The sequence below is a fragment of the Variovorax sp. SRS16 genome, assembly GCF_901827165.1.
In the GTDB taxonomy this organism is placed as follows: domain Bacteria; phylum Pseudomonadota; class Gammaproteobacteria; order Burkholderiales; family Burkholderiaceae_C; genus Variovorax.
The window spans coordinates 1-15,856 of sequence record NZ_LR594667.1 but is presented as its reverse complement, the minus strand read 5'-3'; the positions used below and the strand labels follow the sequence as shown (position 1 = coordinate 15,856).

The 15,856-nt window shown below is 61.7% G+C and carries 17 protein-coding genes; 1 reads left to right on the top strand and 16 read right to left on the bottom strand.

Features of this window, described 5'->3' with window-relative positions:
* Positions 1 to 49: 49 nt before the first annotated feature.
* The 14 genes from E5P2_RS27820 to E5P2_RS27755 form a co-directional block, all read right to left on the bottom strand.
* Entirely contained in the window at positions 50 to 2,662 is a 2,613-nt protein-coding gene (locus tag E5P2_RS27820; protein ID WP_102905903.1) for a TraC family protein, read from the bottom strand.
* Positions 2,663 to 2,701: 39 nt separating this feature from the next.
* On the bottom strand, positions 2,702 to 3,340 hold the full coding sequence (traV, locus tag E5P2_RS27815) for a type IV conjugative transfer system lipoprotein TraV (protein ID WP_068673560.1): 639 nt from the start codon (positions 3,338 to 3,340) through the stop codon (positions 2,702 to 2,704).
* Positions 3,341 to 3,356: 16 nt separating this feature from the next.
* A complete protein-coding gene (locus tag E5P2_RS27810; protein ID WP_068673562.1) occupies positions 3,357 to 3,620 on the bottom strand; it encodes a disulfide isomerase DsbC N-terminal domain-containing protein in 264 nt (87 codons plus the stop codon).
* A gap of 35 nt (positions 3,621 to 3,655) precedes the next feature.
* Positions 3,656 to 5,035 carry a TraB/VirB10 family protein gene (locus E5P2_RS27805; protein ID WP_068673564.1) on the bottom strand — a complete coding sequence of 460 codons (1,380 nt, stop codon included), beginning with the start codon at positions 5,033 to 5,035 and terminating at the stop codon, positions 3,656 to 3,658.
* Positions 5,028 to 5,825 (bottom strand): type-F conjugative transfer system secretin TraK, encoded by a 798-nt coding sequence (locus E5P2_RS27800; protein WP_083944120.1) that lies wholly within the window; start codon positions 5,823 to 5,825, stop codon positions 5,028 to 5,030. Before E5P2_RS27800 ends, E5P2_RS27805 begins: the two co-directional genes overlap by 8 nt.
* Entirely contained in the window at positions 5,791 to 6,381 is a 591-nt protein-coding gene (locus E5P2_RS27795; protein ID WP_068673568.1) for a TraE/TraK family type IV conjugative transfer system protein, read from the bottom strand. The genes E5P2_RS27800 and E5P2_RS27795 overlap by 35 nt, the downstream gene beginning before the upstream one ends.
* Before the next feature lie 17 nt (positions 6,382 to 6,398).
* A complete protein-coding gene (locus tag E5P2_RS27790) occupies positions 6,399 to 6,692 on the bottom strand; it encodes a type IV conjugative transfer system protein TraL (protein ID WP_068673570.1) in 294 nt (97 codons plus the stop codon).
* Positions 6,693 to 6,765: 73 nt separating this feature from the next.
* Positions 6,766 to 7,074, bottom strand: a complete 309-nt coding sequence (gene traA, locus E5P2_RS27785; protein WP_068673572.1) for a TraA family conjugative transfer protein — start codon at positions 7,072 to 7,074, stop codon at positions 6,766 to 6,768.
* A 134-nt stretch (positions 7,075 to 7,208) separates the two neighbouring features.
* Positions 7,209 to 7,793, bottom strand: a complete 585-nt coding sequence (locus tag E5P2_RS27780; RefSeq protein WP_162570701.1) for a lytic transglycosylase domain-containing protein — start codon at positions 7,791 to 7,793, stop codon at positions 7,209 to 7,211.
* 15 nt (positions 7,794 to 7,808) lie between these two features.
* Complete coding sequence (locus E5P2_RS27775) at positions 7,809 to 8,168, bottom strand: hypothetical protein (RefSeq protein WP_068673576.1); 360 nt, start codon at positions 8,166 to 8,168, stop codon at positions 7,809 to 7,811.
* A 110-nt stretch (positions 8,169 to 8,278) separates the two neighbouring features.
* The gene (locus tag E5P2_RS27770; RefSeq protein WP_102906932.1) at positions 8,279 to 8,764 is read right to left on the bottom strand and encodes an OmpA family protein; all 486 of its coding nucleotides are present in this window, start codon (positions 8,762 to 8,764) and stop codon (positions 8,279 to 8,281) included.
* A gap of 10 nt (positions 8,765 to 8,774) precedes the next feature.
* Positions 8,775 to 9,401: a hypothetical protein gene (locus E5P2_RS27765; protein ID WP_068673580.1), complete on the bottom strand. Its 627-nt coding sequence runs from the start codon at positions 9,399 to 9,401 to the stop codon at positions 8,775 to 8,777.
* The gene (locus tag E5P2_RS27760; RefSeq protein ID WP_068673582.1) at positions 9,398 to 9,790 is read right to left on the bottom strand and encodes a hypothetical protein; all 393 of its coding nucleotides are present in this window, start codon (positions 9,788 to 9,790) and stop codon (positions 9,398 to 9,400) included. Before E5P2_RS27760 ends, E5P2_RS27765 begins: the two co-directional genes overlap by 4 nt.
* A gap of 83 nt (positions 9,791 to 9,873) precedes the next feature.
* The gene (locus E5P2_RS27755; protein ID WP_068673584.1) at positions 9,874 to 12,021 is read right to left on the bottom strand and encodes a helicase C-terminal domain-containing protein; all 2,148 of its coding nucleotides are present in this window, start codon (positions 12,019 to 12,021) and stop codon (positions 9,874 to 9,876) included.
* 397 nt (positions 12,022 to 12,418) lie between these two features.
* Between E5P2_RS27755 and E5P2_RS27750 the strand changes: the two genes are divergently transcribed.
* Positions 12,419 to 13,132 carry a DNA-binding protein gene (locus E5P2_RS27750; protein ID WP_068673586.1) on the top strand — a complete coding sequence of 238 codons (714 nt, stop codon included), beginning with the start codon at positions 12,419 to 12,421 and terminating at the stop codon, positions 13,130 to 13,132.
* 494 nt (positions 13,133 to 13,626) lie between these two features.
* Here the strand turns inward: E5P2_RS27750 and E5P2_RS27745 are convergent, their stop codons facing one another.
* Positions 13,627 to 14,595, bottom strand: a complete 969-nt coding sequence (locus tag E5P2_RS27745) for a ParB/RepB/Spo0J family partition protein (RefSeq protein WP_162570700.1) — start codon at positions 14,593 to 14,595, stop codon at positions 13,627 to 13,629.
* 4 nt (positions 14,596 to 14,599) lie between these two features.
* A partial coding sequence (locus E5P2_RS27740; RefSeq protein ID WP_162487200.1) for a ParA family protein occupies positions 14,600 to 15,856 on the bottom strand: 1,257 nt, incomplete at its 5' end.

Genomic DNA, 15,856 nt, shown 5'->3' with positions numbered 1-15,856 from the left:
TGAAAGCAAACGCCCGGCATCGCCGGGCGTTCTGATGGACTCTCGCGCGTCAGGCGGCGTCTTGGCCACCCCACATTCGCGCGTAATCCTCCATTGCCAGCTTGTCGATGGCGTCCTCCAGCGTCATGCCTGACTCGGTGAGCTTGTTCAGCCTGATGATGTCGGTCGCCCTCGACGAGAACGTGTAGTAGGAGTGTTTATCCGTCACGAAGCGGTACACGCCCGCGCCGGCGTCATTGCGCACGAAGACCTCGGAAAACCCCTCGCCGGATTTCACGGACTTGATGAGCTCGATGGTGGCCTCGTCCGCCGAAATTCGCTTGTGGTCGACCGCGTAGTCGATGGACTCCTTCTTCTGGTGAAGAATGAACTGCCACGCGGCGTTTTCCACCGCAGCCATTGCTGCCTCGGACTTCGTAAAATCCTGGAAGGACTGCGTGATGACCCCGGCGACGCCGTTGTACTTACGCATCCGGCGGAAGGCGGTTTCGATGAACTTGCCGGTGCTGAGGCCGCCCATCAAGTCCCAGGCTTCGTCGATTGCCAGCAGCTTCGGGAGGGCCCGGTCGGAGAGGTACATCTCCTTCGTGCACTGGAACATCACCAGCTGCAGCACGACCGACTGGAGCTGTGGGTCCTGTTTGAGCTCTTCGAGTTCAATCACGACCAGAGGCTTGTTGAAGGAAACCTCACGCGGGCCGGTGAACCACGCGCTGTAGCGGCCATGGGAATACGCCATGAGCTGCATCGCGAGCTGGTGGGCCAGCTCCGGCGACGCGCCGTCCCAGACTTCCAGCTCTTCGACGACGTGCTTGAGTTCGGTAGCTGCAGCAAACTTTCGCCATGCCTTTTCGACCACGATTTCGAGCAGCTGATACTGGAACTGAGGCACATCCTCCGACTTGGTCAGGGGGAATGCCATCAGGCGCAGCAGCTCCTTGAGCATCGGCATGAGCTCGTTCAGGTCATCGACGGTGTTGATGCCGGTGAAGGGGTTCATCGACCGCGGCTTCTCCGCGTCGAAGACCAGGTTCTCACCGCCCATGACGGTACAGAAGCGGTGGTACGACCGCCCCACGTCGATAATGCGCGCGATACCGCCGCGGGAAAGGAAGTCGCAGACCAGCTCGTTGGTCAGGAATGACTTGCCCGAGCCAGAGGCGGCTACCACGACGAAGTTGTAGTTCGTGGAGTCCTTCCACAGCAGGTCGAAAGTTGCAAGTTGGCCCGAACGGGAAGTCAGCAGTAGGCCCGCGTGCTCCGGACCCGTACCGCGCCAGTCACCCTGGACTTGCATCATGGAGGCCGCGTTGATGGAACTCATCAGCCAAGCCCGCTGCATCCCGCGGTTCGGAGGGTCCATCGCCGGGACATACTGCAACGGCAGCGACGCGATGAACACCGGCAGGGAGATGTAGGGCTCGTCAGAAATTCGGAATCCGGCGCCTCGGAAAAAGCCCTTCACGCGCTCGGTCTGCTGTCGGGCCTCATCGGGCGGCGTGTACAGGTTGATGCCCGTGTAGGCGCGCACCAAGCGGTGCCCCTTGCTCGTTTCCTTGAGCAACGCTTCTGCGCGGTCCCGACGCTCGTAGAGGTGGCCCATCATCGAACGGAACCACTGGCTCTCAGACATCGTCTGCTTGTTCAGCATGCCGAACTTGCCCAGCAGGTCATCCTTCGAGTCATCGGGATGGAGAATGTGGACCGTCGTGTATGCCCAGTATGGACACGTGATACGGTCGTCCCAGGACATCGGGTCCCCGAGGGTGCGCGCCATGCTCGGCAGGTAGTGCGTATGGGGCGCCGCATCGACCGTGAGGCAACTCACGACAACGTCAGGCACGTGCTCGCCGTCCGCGTTCGTATCCCCTGCGTGCTTGCTGAAGCCGATGCGGCCGTCGCGCAAAACGCTGACACGGGTATTGCGGGACATGAGGTCCGCCGAGACCGGTTGGCCAGGCGTCGCCTCGAAAATACGTTCGGAGGGCTCGAGGTGCGGATTCAGAAGCTCCCAGAGCAGGAACTTGATGTCGACCTCAGCCATTTCCATCGATTGCATGCCCACGGCCGACAACGCGCTGGCGACCGTGTTGCGGCAATCACGCATCGTCTGGCGAAAGGCACGCATTTCGACTTCGCTTTTCACGTCACCCGTGAATGGAACGCGCGCGGCGACGTACCACTGCATCATGCGCGGATGCATGCGCGTGCGGGGCAGCATCGATGGGCCCAGGGCGGTGGTGAGCAGGAAGTCGCGGCGGCGCTCAACGATTTGTCGCAGTAGCGGGTTGTTCGTTTTGGCGAGGCGCGCGTTCGCCCAGGTGTTCACGAAGCCCTCGACCTGCGGGGTCACGAGTTTGCCGAATTGCAAGACCGACTCGGGCGGGAGACCCACCATGGCGGCCTCGATAGCACCTTCGGCGTTCACGCCGGCGACATTGAGCGGTGAGATGGCGAGCAGGAAGCCGATGGCCGGCCCGTGCCCGTCATCGAGGTACATGAAATTCGTCTCGTCATCGAAGAACCGATACGTGAATAGCGACGAGAACGATTCCCGGTCGGTCATGGCTGCCGCCGCCGACATCGTGGCGGGGACCGCCATGGGGGCGTCCGGCTTTACGAACGCAGTGAGGCGCTTGAGCAACTTGCCTGCTTGTTTCAAAGATATCTCCTACGTGGGCTGTGGTGGCGCTGCCGACGTTCAGTTGAGTCGCTGGTACGGTTGCGTAATGCCGTTCGATGTCGAAGGTGCAGGTGCTGACGAAGTTGTCGTTCCGGTAGCCGCCTTTGACTCGGGCGGTTTTGACGGACCGCTCGGCGTCGTGGCACGGTTGGTGGAGTTCACTTCCTTGGGGGTGAATCCCAGCTGATTGGGCTTGGTGGGCTCAAACATCCCGCCTGCGGCCGCTGCGCCAGGCTTGGTCAGGCTGCCGTAGTTCCAGGCGCCAGGTGTGGCGAAGTACGTGTACTCGCCAGACCGCAGGTTTCCGTCGGCATCGACGTACGGCGCAACCCAGACGCGCATTACTTTCGGTTGTTTGAACACCGGCAGCCCCTGCTGCGCCGCGTCGGGCATGTTCGACGCTTCCCCGCGGAAGAATGGCTGCGCAGCCTCAGGCGACTGCTCGCCCGTCTTGGCGGTGCGAGGCTGGCTTTCAAAGACGGATTGTTTGTGATTGCCTGCGCCCTTCCCTTTAGTCGAAAGCTTGTACGCATCCTCCATCGAGGCGCATTTCGCGGCGGGCACATCGGCGAGCGCGCATTCGTATTCGACGTGGCCCAAGCCAGCACAGGCCGACAGCAAGGCGGTCACGGAGGCAGCAATAAGGAGGCGTTTCATAGGAACTCCGGGTCTTTCATTCATTCGTGTCGGTGGGGTCCATCTGGCGGTCCAAGCCCTTGCCAGTAGCGGTGTCGAACACCACCCCCATCAAGAAGTAGCGAGCGGACTTATCCGCATAGGCAACCTCTCCGTTTTCTAGTTGCAGCGTGACGAGCCCTGGCACTGCGGCGGGCCACGCCTTCAGGAAGCGGGTGCCGCGCAGGGTGCCGCGCAAGCGCGAGAGAACCTCGTCCGCTTCAAGCTGAGTCAGACGCCCGCCAACTTCGGCGGCGGGCATCACGGCTGCAGCGGGTGGTGGCGCCGCCGTGGCCATCAGTTGTTCGGCTTGACTTCTTGAACGAACTGCGACTCACCCGTTCCCCAGTTCAGCGAGACGCTGTTGGTGAAGACGATGGTCCCGGTTCGTCCGGTGTCGATGGACACCACCGGGAAGATGGCTTGCGCCTCTTTCAGGTAGAACTCCGCGATTTGCTGCGCTGCCGTTTGAGCGCCAGAGAGGCCGGACGCCCGCAACGCCGCCGCACCGCCCAACGAGCTCATAGTGGAGCCTGTCGACAGGTTGGACGTCACGGTGCCCTGGGCCTGACCCAGTGCACCGGAGAGACCCTGTGCAAAACCAGCGAGGAGCGCCTTGCCAAGGCGTGCGCCTTGACGGTCCATCACTTTGCCGCGAAGCCCTAGCTTCCCGTCACTGTCCACCACGTAGCCTGCGACTTCCTGCGACAGAATCAGGCGGTCGCCCTTATCCACGCACGAGAGGCGATTGAACCGCACGTACACCCGCTCGGCAGACAGGTCGCCGTAGCCGTTGCCCAGCACGAAGCAGTTCTTGAGGCGGTACTTGGCGGCACCAGGCAGCGTGGCCTGCTCCGTCACGTTCATCAGAACAGGCATCGGATTCGATTGCGTCGTCACCGACGTACCCGCGTCCAGGCCGTTGAGCAGCACGACGGGTGCGAAGCCGCCTGCCGGCAGGAGCCCGGCAGACTCGTTCTTCTTGTACGAAATCTTCGAGTTGACGGAGGGGCCTCCTGCGGGTGCGACTGCAGCGCTGGTGTCCTTCACCTCGAAGACCATCGGTGCGACCGGGGCGGATTGCATCGTTGGCGTAATGGGAGGCAGCGAAGCGCCAGACGCACCGGGGCCTGCGGGAATGGGAATCCCCCCTGCCGGCCGCGCGGGCGCAGCCGGAGGCGGCGGGGGAGCCTCTGGTGCTGCGAGCGAGCCGATGCCGCCACTGTTGCCTTGGCTGGGTGGGGGCACGACGCCGGCAGGCAGGGGCGTATTCGACCTTGCACCGGTGCCGCCGTTGGCAGCCGCATTCCGGGCAGCAAGGTCTTGCTGCGCGACGCGCTCCTTCAGCGAGAGGTTGTCGGACTTGAGCTGCTCCAGCATTTGCTTGAAGCCCTCCAAGTCCTTGCCGAACTTGGCCTCGAACGCCACCTTGTCCGCGTTGGGCGGGGTCACGTTAATCATGGCCGCCTCTTTCTTCGGGCCATCGGGCAAGTTCGACTTCTTGTCGGAGAAGGCGGCCGTGCTGATGACGGCGACGCCCGCCAGGCCGACGGCGACATAGAGCCAGCGACGTTGGACGTTCTTTTGCTTGCCGCCGACCTTGATGGCCGATGCGGACGCGGGTGCCGCCTTCGACTTGTTGTTGATGAACAGTCCTGGCTTTTTGTCGTCACTCATCGCCGAGCTCCTCCACTACGAACAGTTGCGGGCTGCTGTTTGCGTCCACGGTGTCGCCGTCCAGCAGCACAGCGTTGATGCCTTCACGGTAGAACTGATTCGGGCTGACCACGGCGGTCTGGTCCTGTGCAGCAACCAGCGAGAAAACCAAGATTCGCTTGGCGCCGTCGCTCCAGCCCGCCATTGGTACGACCGTGAACTTGTCGAAACGGGTCGGCCGGGGGAGGCTCACGGGCTCGAAGCCGCTCGGCGGTTCGCCGCCAGTCGTCAGCGTCTTCAGCAGCTCGATATCCGCGCCGCGCGGCGAGGACCCCTTTTGTCCGTCGCTCACGAGAGGGCCTTGGGTGCGCGCGGCAGACGGGGGCTTGAGTCGAGCACCATTCACTGGGTAAGTGATGCCTGGCACAGCCTTGGGCACCACGCGCAACTTCTCTACCTTGCCGCTTTGCAGCTCCACCACCATCTGTACCGGGCGGTCGGCACCACGCGTGAACTGCAGCAGTACCTGGGTACCGCCCGAGAGCGTGATTGGGTCGCCGGAGACAGGCGAGCCCGCCGGGAAGATGAAGCGCTTTGCAGGTTCGCTGAAGACGAAGGTATTGAATTCGTAGTCGGACACCGTCACGACGCCCGGCTCGGGCAGTTCGATGGTGGCACCCTTGACGGGCTCGACTTGCTTCTTCGCGGGGGCAGCGAATGCCGTAGCCGAGAGCGCAAGCCCAGCGACGAGTGCCAGAGCCACGGCGAGTGGCTGCTTATTTGTCTTGTTGTTGACGCAGGTCGGCGACATGCAAGTACCCCTTGTAAACCTTGTAGGTGATGACGTAAGTCAGCTTGGCGCGCAGCGTTTCCTTGCCGCCGACCCAGCGCAACTGGGTGCCATCGATTTGGACGCGCTTGCCGTCCGGAGAGACCTTGACTTCGGACGGATAGAACGACTGGGTCACCCCCCGACGCTTGAAGTCCTCGGCCTGCGCGAGCAGTGGCTCGCGTTGTTCGCCATACAGGTCCTCCGTGAGCCGGTTCAGGAACCGGGTCGTTTGCGTAACGACGTTGTCCGGAATGAAATTCAGGATGAGTGAGGCATCGGACATGGCCGCGTTCGCCATGTACTCGGAGCTCGTGCCGCGAATCTCGCCGTTGGTGGTCACGGTGACACGGGTGCCGGAGGCGGCCAAGTCGTGCGGCACGAGAACCACAGGCGTGTTGCGCTGCTGATAGATGAGCGCGCTGACCAGGAAGATGACAGCCACACCAAGGGTGTAGGTGGCGCTCTTCCAGGCCTGCGCGGTTTTGAACGCGTTTGCGACGCTGTCCAGGTAGTTGTTTTGTTTCGGGTCTGACATGTGTTAGGCCTGGTGGCTTACTCGGTAAAGTCGTTAAGCCACGCGGGTTTAAACCTGGTCTTCAGCGGCGCGTCCAGCTGTAGCCCGTGCGCCCACAAAAAGTGCTGCATCGCTCCGCGCTTGGAGCCACGCTTGAGATACCGGGCGCCAATGAGTACGCCGCCGCCCATCAAGACACCGAGAATCCACATGTGCGCGATGATTCCGAAACCCATCAGAATCAGTGAAAGCGTGAACTCCAAGGGGTCCCAAAACATGATTGGGATGGGCGACTCGAGGTCGAAGGGAAAGACGTGCGACTCTTGGTCCATGCGCTACTTCCGGGGGAAGGAAAGAGAGAAGAGAGATAGGGGCGGTCTCCCGCCCCTACTCGTCAGGCCGCGCTTAGATGAGGCCGCCACCCACCATGATTTGCTGGATGATGCTGGGGCCCCAGTGCAGGAAAGCACCGCCAGCGATACCCGTCAGCGCGGGCATGGGGCTGTTCTTGGCAACGCCGATGGCGCCGCCCATGAGCAGCATGGTGGTGGCCAGGCCAACGCCCAGGGCGCCTGTGGTCCAACCGTCCACGGTCTTCCAGAAGCTGTAGAACGCGTCGTTCTGGTCCAACTGGCCAGCGAACACCGCCGGGGAGGCACCGGCCACAGCCAGCGCAGCGAGGGCCTTGCCCTTCAGGGTACGGAGAAAAGTCATTTAAAGCTCCTTGCTTCGTTGAGGTGATGTGTTTGCAAACACGCGCTCGAGAGCCGGAGCCGTTGGTTCAGGCAGCGAGTGCCTACCGTATAGCGATGGGTTTATACAACCCGGAAGTTTTTTCTGAGCTAGCGCTATTCGCTTCCCGTCTCGTCCGACGATAGGGAAAAGACGAGTTGTTTCGGCTTGGCCGGAGAGGCCTGCGCTTGACGAATAGGCGAAGTGGCGGCGGCGGTGGGGGTTCCATCCGCGGTGCGGCGAATACCGCGCTGCGCATCGACATAGTTCTGGAAGCCCCACCAGAAGCCGATGACGTCGCTGGCGTACTTGTGGCCGATGCGATAGCGGTTCGGCGTCCAGTTGTTGGGCCCGATGTTGTAGGCCACGATGGCGTTGAACCAGTCGCGCTTCTTGTTGAAGTTGTCGCGAATGATGTAGGCGCTCGCGTTGATGTTCGTGCAGAAGTCGTCGCGCAGATGCTCCTTCCTCAGGCCGAACTTGGCGAAGTACTCGACCCACTTCGTGTTGACCTGTGCGGGGCCGAGGTCGAAGCTTCCGTCGCGATTCTTGCTGCTCGCGCCGACCCGCCCGTTCTCCTTTCGAAGAATCGCGTGCAGGAGTAGCTCCGGTACGTCGTAACGCAAAGAGGCCTGTGCAGCGCACTGCACGGCCTCTCGCGTGACATGGGCGTACGGAGGCAGCGACGGAATCGCGTCCATGGCCCAGGTCGGGGTTTACTCGGCGGCGGCTGCGGCGGCCTCCGCCGGCGTGCTCGGTTCGTCCAGGATGAACACGCGGTCGGCGACCAGCTCGTTCGAGAGGAACTGGTCGGCGTCCAGGGTCTTCACGACACCTTGGATGTGGCCGTTGATTTTGACGGTCTGGCCGACCTTGAGGCGGTCCTGCAGCTTCGGGAAGCGGTAGTTGGGGATGCGAACTTGGCCGGCGTTGATGAAGTCGACGACACCGCCGCTTTGTTCGCGCACCGGGCCCCACTGCACCATAAGCACAGCGCTGGCGCCCTTCTTGGGGTCCTTGGGGGTGGACACCGTAATCTTGCGGATTTCACCAACGATGAAAAGGTCGTGAATCAATTGAGTCTCCTGGGGGTACTGAGTCCGCTGCTTTCAGCGGGGGTTACTGGGGCTTTTTAAGGCACCCCTTCTATAGAAGATGCGTTTATATGAGCGCGTCTTCCTTGCACTCAGCGCTCAAATACTTCCACCCGCTGGTTCAGCGAGGCGCCCTCGGACGTGTGGCTGCGGGGCACCTCACTCGAGAACGACCGCACCGCCTCGACCCTGTGGCCGCGACGCTTTAAGTTCGCGGCGACAGCCTGGGCACGCCGCTGCGCCAGCTTGGCGGGATTCTTTTCGCCCGCGCCCGCGTGGCCGGCGACCAGGACGGTTGATTTCTTGTGAAGGCCGCGCAGCTCCGCAGCAGTCTGTTTGCTGATGAGCACAGAGTTCTTGGCGAAGTCGACGATGACTGTGGCGCCCTCCACCGGCATGGCGTGTGCGGCCTGGTACCCATTGGTAGGCTCAAGGGGTGGGAGCGGCACCGGGTCCGGCAGCGGCGTGATGGGCGTTTCGACCGCAGAACGGGACAAGTCCCAGTTGGTACCGCCGACGACGTCGATGTGGTTTTGCCGAACGTTCTCGTGCTGGACGTGGGCGGGGACTTCAATCATGGGCATGCTGTTACTTCGCGAGAGTTTTCACTTTGGAGATGACTTCATCCCGAAGGCGCGTCAGCGAGCCTCCAGGCACGGAGGTGGGGTCGACGCTGGAGACGGGCCTTCCGTCAACGACGATGACGTAGGCAGGAAGGCTCTCAACACCGACTGACACGGCAAGGGTTGCCGCACGAGAAAGTGCGCCCTTTCCGCGCGGGCCCCGTGAGGCCTCGAAGAGAGCGGTGAGGTCCTTCTCCGGCATGTCCCCCAGCTGCTGCTGGAGCCAAACCAGCACCTGGTTTTCCTCGCCCAACGGGATGCTGAGGTCCTGCGCGCCACGGTAAATCGCGTTTTTGATGGTGTCAGCCACCGCCGGCGAAACGCCTCGAGCGGCGTAGTAGACGCGCTCTTTGGCGCCGCTCTCGGCCGGGTCAACCGGAACCGGGCCGCGCACGAAGCTCCCGCCGACGGCCTTCACCGCACTTTCGATAGCAACGTCCTGGGCCTCTGCGGCGCGGCAGACCGGGCACGAGAACGACATGATTTTCACGACGTCGACCGTAGGCGCGGCGCTGGCGAGTGAGGGCAGCATGAGTGCGCAAGCCCAGGCCAGCCCGACGGCTTGAAGGAAATGGCGGCGTTTCTTGGTCATTTTTTCTCCGGGGCGGCGGGCGCGGCCGGCGCTGCGGGGGTGGATGAAGCGGGCGCGGAGGCGGCCTTTTGCGCCGGGTTAGCAGCAGCGTCGTCGGCCGGCTTCTTCGCGTCAGGGCTGAGGCCCTGGGTAGCGAGCCACTCGTTGTAGGCGTCCTGGTAGATGAGGCGCCAGGTCACGTAGCGGCAGCCGTAGCCGAGGTTGTTGAACCACCCTTGAACCTTCGTCTGCTGTGAGGGGACCACCAGCGAAGACAACGACGTGGTTGCGTTCCCGACCCAGGCAATCGGAGCGCAGCCCCGTTCGATGCGCTTCTCCGGCGATGCGGCCAAGAAAATCCAGGCGACGAACGCCAGGAAGATGAGGCCAAAGAATTCTTTGTGAAGCATGAGGGGCAGCCCTTGCGGGCAAGTCAAGACAGTGCCCCGTATAGAGCGCCCCTTTTATGCGGCGGCTCGCCGCGGCTCCTTTGCTACTTGACGGCGACAGGCCGCGGCAGCCGCAAAGCAGGCATCGACCGTTTGCGAAAGCCTGGCAGGGCCTCCAGCATCTTTCGGCCCCACTGGGTGTAGATGAGCCGCTTGTCGAAGACCACGATTCGGCCCCTGTCCGATTCACGGCGCATCAGGCGGCCCACCATCTGGATGAGCTTGGTCAGTGCGTCGGGCATCGCACGTTGGGCGAAGTACTCCTTGCCCAAGACCTCGGCGAGCTCCTGCTCGACAGGCGAGGTCGGGACTGCGAAAGGAATCGCGCAGATGATGACGTTCACACAGTAGGCGCCGGGAAGGTCGAGGCCCTCCGCCATTGTTGCCAGGCCGCACAGGATGCTGCCCCGTCCCCGGTCGATGCGGTCCTTGTGCTCATGAATCAGTTCCTTGATGCCAAGGTCGCCCTGAGCAAGAACCGCGTTTCCGAAGTGCTTGTTCAATGTCGGCAGCAGCGCGTTCATCAACGAGCGCGATGGAAACAGGATGAGAGTTCCCTCGGACGCATCGATATTTGCCGGCATGTTCAGCTGCAGCTCCTCGATGTACTTCTCCCGTTCATCTTGGCGCGGGCTGTACTTCATGTCGATGAGCTCGATGGTGTTGTTGCGGTAAGGGAAGATGGGGTCGAGCTTCATCGTGCGCAGCACGTCACCGACACCGACGCGTGCCCGGAAGCGGTCAAACCCGTCGAAATCCTGAAGCGTTGCCGACACCATCGCGACGATGGCCCGCTCGCTGTCCCACAGCAGGCGACGCAGGACGTCTGCGCCTTCGAGCGGCGACACGTGAATGCTCGCCACCTCCGGCGTGCCGCCTTTGAACACCCAGCGAACTGCCCGGTCCGGCGCAGAGAACAGCTCGAGCCCCTTGACGATGGATGACAGCTGCGAGCCGAAGAAGGCGCACTGGTACAGGAGCTCGCCTATCGGCCCCTTCAATTCCGGGCTCTTCTCCGGAAGATTCGTTTTCTTGAGGGCCGCGCTGGCCTCCTTGATGCTCTCTTGCAAGAGCCGCGCATGGTCCAGCGCATGGGTCGCGGCCTTCAGCACGGAGGTGTCGAGCTTTCCGGCCGGGAAGCGATACTGATTGGTCTCCGGCTCCACCGTGATGGTCGACAGGGAGTCCTTCAAGCCAGCGAGCCCGTTCACCAGGCCACCGGTGTCGAAATCGTGCGCGCTGAGCTTGGCCTTCTCGAACAGGCGCACCAGCTCCCCCTTGCGCTGCCACCCCTTCGAGAAGCCGGCCATCCGACCGAGGTTGGCAACGCAGTCGTCGAGCACGAGGTTTGCCGAGCCTACGTCGATTGCCTTGTCAGGCAGATGATGGGCCTCGTCAAAAACGAGGAGATAGCGGCCGCCGGGGAACAGAGCATCGGTGGGGCTTTCCTTGGCCATGGCCAGGTCAGCCAAGACAAGGTCGTGGTTGGCCACGATGATTTTGGCTTCCGACAGGACCCGGCGCGACGCCAGGAAGGGGCACTCGCTGTGGAACTCGCACTTATGACCGAGACAGGTCTCGGACTTGGCTGCCACTTCCTTCCAACTGCCCGGTGTCTTGTCCGGGTAGCTGTCGACGTCCCCGTTCCAGGCGCCGCCGCGCCAGTGGTCGAGCATTGACTTCACGTCGACGGACACATCGACGTTCTCGTTGGAGCCCTGGTCGAAGAAGTCGAATTGGTTTTCCGCGTCGCCCTGGTTGGAAATGCGCTCGGCCGAGTTGACGCAGAAATAGCGACCGCGGCCTTTGGCCACGACCGCGTCCCGCTCGCTTTGAACAATGCGCGCCTTGACCAGCGTTGGAAGGTCGCCCTGCATGATTTGGGTTTGGAGGCCAACCGTCGCTGTCGCGATGACGACCGGGACCTCCTTTGTGGTCCGCAGCTTTTCCGAGGCAGCGATTGCGCCGACCAAGTAGGCGATGGTCTTTCCGGTGCCGGTGGGTGCCTCGGCAGCGATGGGCTCGTCGGCCACCATTGCACGGCAAACCTGCCGAGACAACTCAACCTGACCGTCGCGGACGATGAAGCCGGGGAGCTGGCCAAGCCGCTCGTAGCACTCGTCGATGAAGGTAAAAGCCGCGTCGGATGATTCGAGGCGGCTTGCGTTTGCGATTGGAATGACCTGTCCCATACTGTCCAATAGTTACCAGGGCCCGAGAAGGCCCAACCTTGCGACAGAGTAGAAAGAGGCTTTAAACGCCTTCGCCGCACCGGTCCGAGAAAGCGGTTCAGGTGCTAGCCGCCCTACCCTCGGCTGCTTGCGCCTGGACCCAGGCGCAGCTATTTACACCCGTTACGCTTGCCACCTGTTACGCAGGCGATGGCAAATTCAATGTTTCACGGCATTTTCACAAGGTGGCTTGCAGTTGTGAATAATCGATGTGTGGCAACGACTTAGCGGCTTGGGACCGGTCGAACGGCGAGTTGACGTGTGTGGATGTTTCACGAAATGCACCAGTTTGCGGCTTAGCTGGGATAATCAGGCCGTAAATCTTTACGCCAAGTCTTAAGCCACCACCACCACAACAATGGCAGCAACCCCCTCTGATACCCGCAAGCGCGTTCGGGAAATTGCCGACCAGCTCCTCGCCGCCGGTACAGCCCCGACCTCCACTCTGGTGCGGAAGCTGCTTGGTAAGGGCAGTTTCGAGACAATCGTCGGCGAGTTGAAGCTGTGGGAAGCTGACCGCCAGCGCCCCCTGCCGAACAAGCGAGACCCCACTGCTGAGGCCCTCGATAGGGTGGGAGCTCAGCAAGCCGCAGAGTTGATTGCTCAGGCTGCGGACGCCTCGAAGTCACTGACTGCTGCGGTTGCCAGCGTCCGCTTGGCAGCGTCAGAGATTGCAAGTTTCCCTGCCCTGGTTGCCACCCTTACAGAGCAGGTGAGAGCGCTCACGCAAGTCGTCGAGGACGACCGGAAGGCGATGAGGGACGAACTCGCAAAGGCGAATGCGCGCTACGAAGGCGTCCAGAAGTACGCCATGACCGCTATTGAGGCGGCCCGCGCCGAGAGTCGAATGCTCCAGGAGCAACTCGCCCAAACGGGGGATAAGACTGGTGCCCGCGAATCGGCTTATCGTCAGCAGGCTGAAGACCTCCGGGTCCTCGTGCATCAGCTTCAGGGTCGCCTAGCTGAGCAAGGTAAGCGCAGTGACGACGTTGTTGTGCCTCCGCGACTCGACTTTGACCAAAAGCGTCCTGTACGTTTATCCAGTTATGAGCCCACTGGGCGGACCACCTAGACTGGCCGCCTGCGGCACCGCTGTCCCCAAGTATTTTGGTTGTCCCTAGTAGGGACAACACGACTTGCTGCCGAACCCGCCCCGTCCAGGTAGGGACTCAATTCACCTGTCCTACTCGCCGGTCGCTCGACGCTTGCACGCTGCTCGCGGACGTCGAAGGCGTGGTGGCAATCTGTCCCGGGGAATTTAGTTTGTCCCTACTAGGGACAAAACGCCTCCACGCCGCTGCTGGAATTCGAAAATGCGCCGCTGCGGGGTGACTCTGTCCCAGGGAATTTAGTTTGTCCCTACTAGGGACAAGACGCCGTCACGCCGCTGCTGGAAGTCGAAAATGCGTCGCTGCGGGGTAACTCTGTCCCAGGGAATCTAGTTTGTCCCTACTAGGGACAACGTGCGAAGCAGACCTTGTTAGCCTCGCCGGCGCATGCAGCTCATTGTTCTCGTGTGGGTCAGAGGGGCGCCAGAAAAGCAAAGGGGCCCGAGGGCCCCTTACTTCAGCTGAGCGATTTTAGTTTTGCGATGCGGTCCTTGATGAGCTCAGTAATGATTCTCTCAAGTTCATCAGCTTCCTGCGCTGATGTGAAAGCCATCGACAACAAGCCGTCCCGGCGTCTAATTCGGACGTAGCGCGTACCGTCAACCGCTAGGTCCGTACTTGGCTGCCTCCGGCGTTCCGCGTTCTTCTCTTTTGGGGGGGCTGTCACCCACGCAGGCGCCTTGCTTGCCTTCAGCTTACCCTCCACGACCAACTCGACGGCCTGAACAACGCGGTCGCCATGGTCCTTTGCAAGCGCCGCGAGCAGTTCGACCACGTTTGCCCCTATGGCAGACGGCTTAGAAGCAACCAGCTGGCGGGCTGCGGCAGGCAAGCGTTCGAACGAAAGCAACCTGGCGACCTGCGACTTGCTGAGCCCTGACTCTGTCTCGAGCTCCCGAACTGTAAAACTGCGACTAGCCTTCCGCTGCGCGAGGCCCAAGTATTTCGCGTAGTCCGTCAGTTGAGGCGCAAGAAGATTGTCATAAAACGTGACTCGTTCGGCCTCATCATCCGACGCTTCACGGATGGTGACAAGCCACTCTTCCCGACCCAGCTCAAGCAGAGCTGCCTTACGATGACGCCCGGCCAGAATCTGGAACCGTCCGGCGGCGGCCGGGCGTAGCTGCGCCGGTGTCGTTTGCGGGTTCTCCTTTAGGTTCGCTTTCAGGTTCGCGACGCGAACGGGGTCGAGAGGGCTTGAATGAAATGGCCCGTCATCGCACAGGTCTAGCCTGATTACCAGAGCCTTGCCTTGTTCTTTCTTGAGCCGTTCAATCTCCGCCTTGCTCTCAAGGTGCCCGCCCGTCAGGTTCATCAGCTGAGTCGGCGCAGGCAATGGCCGTTGCCGCACCATAGCCGGCGACGTCGGACCTGACAGGACTGCATCGCTGATTGCGCTCAGTTGTTCTCTGCCTTTTGTTGCCATCTTGTTACTCCTGTTCGGTCGCCGGAATCTGCCACACCTTCCGGCGAGTCATGAAATCAATCTCATCGACCAGCTTGTCGTAAGCGTCGCGTGCGCGCGAGAGCGTCTTAGCAGAACCCGCGTACCGTTCGACGTCGTAGACAGTGGAGTACTTGGCCCCTTCCATTCCCACGGCGGCCGTGTCGGGAATTTCCGTTTGCGTCAACATGTCTCCGTAGGAACCTTGCATCCACTTGAGAATCTCCTTCGTATACATGCGTTGGTGGTTCACCTTGCTCGGCACTGCAGCCACCCACGCGAAATCCTTCTGGCCCAACGCCAATCCAGTGCTTAGCTCCGACAGCATCGTCCAGAATTGCGCAGAGCTGACGAAGTCGATGCCTTCGGGCGGAAGCGGCAGGAGCAGCGCGTCGGCTGCCCAAATGGTTGTCATGTTCATGTACGACAGCGCCGGCGGGGTGTCGATGATGATGTAGTCGTACTGTTCACGAATCCCGGCATCAAGCGCCTTGTTCAGCACGTCCCAGAACTTGAACTCCTCGCCCCGGTTGTTTGCTTCCAACTGCCGCAAGGGCAAATAGAACTCACCCTGAGCAATCGCATGTGAGGCCGGCACCAAGTCAATCCCGTCCCAGTACGTCGCTTGAATCGACTCCTGCAGTGTGTCCCGTGCAATCTCGGAGGTCGCGTGCATCATTAAGGGCAGCACTGTTTCGCTCTCGGGTATGAACCCCGGCGTCAGGCCGAAGAGGGCAGACATTGACCCTTGCGGGTCGTAGTCAATGCACAGGACGTCATAGCCCTTCAAGCTCAAGGCCTGAGCCGTGCTCATGGCGGTCACAGTTTTACTGACCCCGCCCTTGAAATTGGCCACCGTTATGGTGGCGCCCGGCAAGCCGGGGGGACGGCCTGGCTTGCGGGTCGCCTTGACCCAGGCGCGGGCCTCAGACAGGGTGAAGCGGCGATTGCGCTCACTGCCGCCGTCGGCTTTGCCCTTGATGCCATCGCTCAATCCAGGTTCGAGCCCGCGGTCGAGTAGACGCAACATCTGGTCGCGAGACCTTCCGCATAGTTCCGCCAGCTTCGTCGCATTGAACTCCGGCGCCTTCTTGGCGGTTCCGCTAAAGAGATATTCTTTGAGCCGAGCTGTCTGGATTTCCAAGCGCTCGCCCAGCGCCGTTATGTCCTCCATGGTCACTCGAGAACTGACCAGGCTCACCGGCAACTTGTCGGCAAGTCCATCCTCAATCGCGCTATCCAT

What these genes read in the sequence shown, in the direction of transcription:
- traV (WP_068673560.1), bottom strand. Translation starts at nt 3,340, where the DNA reads ATGAAACGCCTCCTTATTGCTGCCTCCGTGACCGCCTTGCTGTCGGCC.
- E5P2_RS27810 (WP_068673562.1), bottom strand. Translation starts at nt 3,620, where the DNA reads ATGCCCGCCGCCGAAGTTGGCGGGCGTCTGACTCAGCTTGAAGCGGAC.
- E5P2_RS27805 (WP_068673564.1), bottom strand. Translation starts at nt 5,035, where the DNA reads ATGAGTGACGACAAAAAGCCAGGACTGTTCATCAACAACAAGTCGAAG.
- E5P2_RS27800 (WP_083944120.1), bottom strand. Translation starts at nt 5,825, where the DNA reads ATGTCGCCGACCTGCGTCAACAACAAGACAAATAAGCAGCCACTCGCC.
- E5P2_RS27795 (WP_068673568.1), bottom strand. Translation starts at nt 6,381, where the DNA reads ATGTCAGACCCGAAACAAAACAACTACCTGGACAGCGTCGCAAACGCG.
- E5P2_RS27790 (WP_068673570.1), bottom strand. Translation starts at nt 6,692, where the DNA reads ATGGACCAAGAGTCGCACGTCTTTCCCTTCGACCTCGAGTCGCCCATC.
- traA (WP_068673572.1), bottom strand. Translation starts at nt 7,074, where the DNA reads ATGACTTTTCTCCGTACCCTGAAGGGCAAGGCCCTCGCTGCGCTGGCT.
- E5P2_RS27780 (WP_162570701.1), bottom strand. Translation starts at nt 7,793, where the DNA reads ATGGACGCGATTCCGTCGCTGCCTCCGTACGCCCATGTCACGCGAGAG.
- E5P2_RS27770 (WP_102906932.1), bottom strand. Translation starts at nt 8,764, where the DNA reads ATGATTGAAGTCCCCGCCCACGTCCAGCACGAGAACGTTCGGCAAAAC.
- E5P2_RS27765 (WP_068673580.1), bottom strand. Translation starts at nt 9,401, where the DNA reads ATGACCAAGAAACGCCGCCATTTCCTTCAAGCCGTCGGGCTGGCCTGG.
- E5P2_RS27760 (WP_068673582.1), bottom strand. Translation starts at nt 9,790, where the DNA reads ATGCTTCACAAAGAATTCTTTGGCCTCATCTTCCTGGCGTTCGTCGCC.
- E5P2_RS27755 (WP_068673584.1), bottom strand. Translation starts at nt 12,021, where the DNA reads ATGGGACAGGTCATTCCAATCGCAAACGCAAGCCGCCTCGAATCATCC.
- E5P2_RS27750 (WP_068673586.1), top strand. Translation starts at nt 12,419, where the DNA reads ATGGCAGCAACCCCCTCTGATACCCGCAAGCGCGTTCGGGAAATTGCC.
- E5P2_RS27745 (WP_162570700.1), bottom strand. Translation starts at nt 14,595, where the DNA reads ATGGCAACAAAAGGCAGAGAACAACTGAGCGCAATCAGCGATGCAGTC.